General features: G+C 41.2%; 3 protein-coding genes. 1 reads left to right on the top strand and 2 read right to left on the bottom strand.

What is annotated here, in order from left to right; translation table 11 throughout:
• Positions 1 to 814 (top strand): hypothetical protein (locus F6K20_RS27065; RefSeq protein WP_287296707.1); only part of this gene is annotated, 814 nt, incomplete at its 5' end.
• A 554-nt stretch (positions 815 to 1,368) separates the two neighbouring features.
• Here F6K20_RS27065 and menH read toward each other — a convergent pair.
• Entirely contained in the window at positions 1,369 to 2,154 is a 786-nt protein-coding gene (menH, locus tag F6K20_RS27060; protein ID WP_008187019.1) for a 2-succinyl-6-hydroxy-2,4-cyclohexadiene-1-carboxylate synthase, read from the bottom strand.
• A gap of 190 nt (positions 2,155 to 2,344) precedes the next feature.
• On the bottom strand, positions 2,345 to 3,793 hold the full coding sequence (locus F6K20_RS27055) for an isochorismate synthase (protein ID WP_008187020.1): 1,449 nt from the start codon (positions 3,791 to 3,793) through the stop codon (positions 2,345 to 2,347).
• Positions 3,794 to 4,149 lie beyond the last annotated feature (356 nt).

Genomic DNA, 4,149 nt, shown 5'->3' with positions numbered 1-4,149 from the left:
TCGGCGGTATATCACTCTTGGTGGTGCTTCTGGCACCTATCGCCCACTTCAGCGTCCTGCTGTACCCATGTGGGATTATGACCTATTTCCTCTTCATCCTCCCAATGGCTATGTGAATTGGATTGATCCGCTCTGGCTTCCTAGCCAATGGGACGTTGTAGAAACATGCTGGAGGTGTGGAGGAACAGGGCAAGTTATGACAACTGTTACTGAAACTGATTCAGAAGGTAATACAAAAACCCGTAGAGAATATGAAACTTGTGGTACATGTAGTGGCAGTGGGCGGTTAAAGCACACTCAAATTCTTAATACCCAATGGCAAAGGATGATGCCCCTAGTTACATATCCTAGTATTCCTATACCTGAACTGGTTGAGGATGCAGAAGAGAAAGTTTTCTACCGTCAACCAATCACAGAAAACTTTGTTGCAGCAACTGAACAGGCAAGAGCAGCAAATGCCAACAATCTTATCCTACAGAAAATGTATCAAACTGGAAGTGAGCTTAAACAGCTTCACAAGCTTCATAAATCAGAGGTAGAAAACTTGCATAATGGCTATCTCTATCGTGCAGATTTTCAAATTGCTTCTTTTCGGATGATAATGATTGAGTTTGTGAATTTAGGTAGACGTTTTGGATGGTTCTTTGGACGACGACCTGAATTTTACTTCCCTCAACTACCGCTCTCTTATAGTGCGGTTTTTACCTTGATGTTGCTGCCTCCTCTTGGGTTGGCTCTCTCGATATTTCTTTTTAGATTTTCAACAAAAATTTTTCCTTTGCTAATTTCATGTATTAAGGTAGCTTTATCTTGAATCCCCAACGTGGTTTTACCTTGGCGATCGCTACTTACCGAAAGTCTCCAAATGCCGATATGCCCTTAAATAGCATGAGCAGACCACTTATTAAGATAGCAATCGCCAGCCCACCAGCCACTAAATCCAATAAGTTAGTATTTTCCAATTAAGGAGCCTCTCACCTTGATCAAATGCTAACCCAAAAGTCCCCAGTCCAAGTCATCTCTCATGCTGTCACTGAAGCAGGCATCTACCAAGTACAGCAGGGCTACCGAGTAGAAGTCAGCAGCACCGAGACTTAGTTTTACTGGCATCCAGGTATCTTTCGGGTTGTGCAAGAACTCAGGGAGTGGTTGCGACCTCAAGTCCACGTTTGTGGAAACGTTGGAGGCTTTTCGGACAGCAATGTCTTTTGGTTTTTGGCGATGGATCCAAACACAAACGAACGTATTGGCAGCTTAAATCAAGGATTTAGGCTTTGTTTGGGGCTAATTTCTTTTAAGTCCCGCTAATGCTTAATCCCTAATTCCTACTCCCAGATCCGCTGTTACCTTTGCTATAATTCCTAATCCCTAAAAAAATTGTCTAACATTTTTAACAAATTCATTGACGTTCTCAAAATGGATGTTATGTCCACAATCAGCAATGACGTTTAAATTAGCTTCTGTACAAAGTGTTACTATTTCTGAGTTAATCGATTTAAATTTATGATCATACTCTCCAACTAGCAAAAGCAAAGGAACTTGATTATGTTGGAGTGATTCCCACAGAGATGGTTGGCATCCTGTACTGATATGACGCAGAGATTTAGCTAATTCCAGAGGATTATTTTGTTGTCGAATCTTGATCATCTGTTCAAATTTAGGATGCTGCTTGAGGGAGCTGAACAGAGGCTGATTGTACCAATTTGATAAGAAGGTCAATAAATCCCCAGTTTCCAATTTTTCGGCAATTTGCAAATCTCGCTGACGGCGCTTTAATTGTTCTGCTTGAGTCTTTAGCCCTGGAGATGCTGATTCGAGTACTACTTTACTAAAACATTCGGGGAAATGAAGGGTCATGTAGAGAGCCAATCGACCTCCCATAGAATAGCCAACTAAAAAGCATGGTTCAAAGTTTAACTGCTCTAGTAATTCCTTTAAGGCGTGAGCAGTGTTTGGCATAGTGTAGCACTCATCCCCACCTAAAACTTTGGTCTTACCATGACCAGGTAAATCAACAGCTAGACAACAAAATTCCTCACAGAGTAATGATATTGCTTCATCAAATTCCTGGCTGCTACCCATGAATCCATGGCAAAAAAGAATCCGTGGTTGCTCTCGATTTCCTCTTAACTCATAGTGAAACTTATATAGCATTTATCAAATATAAGCGCGTTAATTGCAGTTATGAGGTACGCTTTTTAACCTCAAAGTCCCCCTTTTTAAGGGGGATTTAGGGGGATCGCTTTGTACCTCATAGCTATAAGAATTGCTATAATTGTTACAATTCATGATATCGAAATTATTTTAACTGATTATCCAACAGCAACGACCAATGAACACAGGGTTAAACTAAGGCTTTAAGAAGCACCATTAGCTTCAGGTTAATTTCCGCCAGTTCTTTATTGGGATCAGAACCAGCAACAATTCCAGCACCAGCGTAGAGTCGAGCATGATTACCTGCTATCAAAGCAGACCGAATCCCAACGATAAATTCACTATTGCCTTGATAATCTATCCATCCGAGGGGAGCAGCATACAGAGAACGGTCAAAGGTTTCGTAGTGTCGGATTTGCTCACAAGCAATTTTGGTAGGAACACCAGCCACTGCTGGAGTAGGATGCAGTTTCGCTATAATCTCTAGGGGATTGACATGAGCTGGTAATGCTGCTTTAATCGGAGTCCATAAATGCTGGATATTCGACAGTTTCAGCAGTTGGGGAGATGGCGAAAAATCCAGTTCCAAACCCAGTTGACAAAGACGTTGGATAATAAATTCACTCACTGCGTTATGTTCACGTCTCTCTTTTTCACTACTAAGTAATTGGTTCGCCAAATCCGCATCTTCAGCTGGGGTTTGACCTCGTGGAGCAGACCCTGCTAAAGCATCCGTCACTAACTGATGGTCGTAAATACTAATCAGACGTTCAGGACTAGCGCCAATAAAGTTTTTGCCTTTGCCGTTACTGATCGAAAAAATATAGCAATCTGGATAGTTATGGCGCAAATTGTCCAGAGAATCTACCAGATTAAACGGTATTGGTGAGACGACATCGACGGCTTGGGAAAGGACAATTTTGCTAAATTGATTGGCTTGGATAGATTTTAAGGCTGATGAAACCGATAATTTGAAGTCTTTGGCTTTTTTTGAATCTTGCTTGAGAAATTCATGATGGTTAGCCTTACCAGTAAAACAGTAGAGCAGACGACCAGAAGAGGTGATTAGATTGAACTGCCGACCTACGCTTTCGACCAGCCAATCCAGATTAACTTGAGAGTTGATTTCAAGATTAGCCACTACTACACATCGGCTTTGACAAAGTGAAATTTGCCAGCGAGGTAGAAAAATAGTGGCAGATGGGAAAGGGTTGTTACTATTAAACTTGTCAGCAAAAAACGTAAAACTACAGAAGAAATGAGGTCCAGCCAATCGCTGCTCTATTTCACCACTAATTATGGTGTTAGCTAAACATGAGTCGATAAATTGTTGTGCTTTATAGAACCGTTGTTCACCAGCTAACTTAAGGGATACAGCCGCATCAATAGCAACAATTGATTCTTGATTACTTATATTTTCAAAATAGAAGTGTAGGGGCTCGGGGGTGGCGGCAAAAGGGGCGGCTCTATCCCGAATTGCCTGAAAAACCGCCAGTGGGTCGAGGGGTGAAATTTCTTGAGAAATACTGGCAATTTTGGCAATACCTTGTTTTTGAGATTTTTTCTGGCAGGCTAAGAGAAACTGATGTAACTCTTTAGGCTCATGAAAGAGGTTAGCAGGGCAGGGAATGACTAACATATATAGGCTTTCTTGAATTACAGGAGTGTTTACCTCAATGAACAACAACACAAACGCGATTGGCCGTAGGCCACGCTGCGCTAACGCTCTTTACTACATAGTTCTTAACTTGTTTTTACATAACTTTTTAACTTACAGAATTTATAGTTACTAATGATCAATTATCAGCATGTTTGGCAATTAAGAAAAGCAGGGTAAGGGCAAAAATCAATAAATAGGGGGTATTCTCCAAACTATTGATAATTAATTTCAATAATTATGATAATCAAGGCTTACTATGGTCATAATCCTTGCTCTATTCTTGATGCAAAGCGCGAGTGGGGGGAACCACGGCAGTCGCTCATGGGGAAACCCCA

This window comes from Moorena sp. SIO2C4 (assembly GCF_010672485.1).
GTDB classification, from domain to species: domain Bacteria; phylum Cyanobacteriota; class Cyanobacteriia; order Cyanobacteriales; family Coleofasciculaceae; genus Moorena; species Moorena producens.
Note: the sequence above shows the minus strand (reverse complement) of the source record. Positions and strands in the feature narration are given on the sequence as shown.

What these genes read in the sequence shown, in the direction of transcription:
- F6K20_RS27055 (WP_008187020.1), bottom strand. Translation starts at nt 3,793, where the DNA reads ATGTTAGTCATTCCCTGCCCTGCTAACCTCTTTCATGAGCCTAAAGAG.
- menH (WP_008187019.1), bottom strand. Translation starts at nt 2,154, where the DNA reads ATGCTATATAAGTTTCACTATGAGTTAAGAGGAAATCGAGAGCAACCA.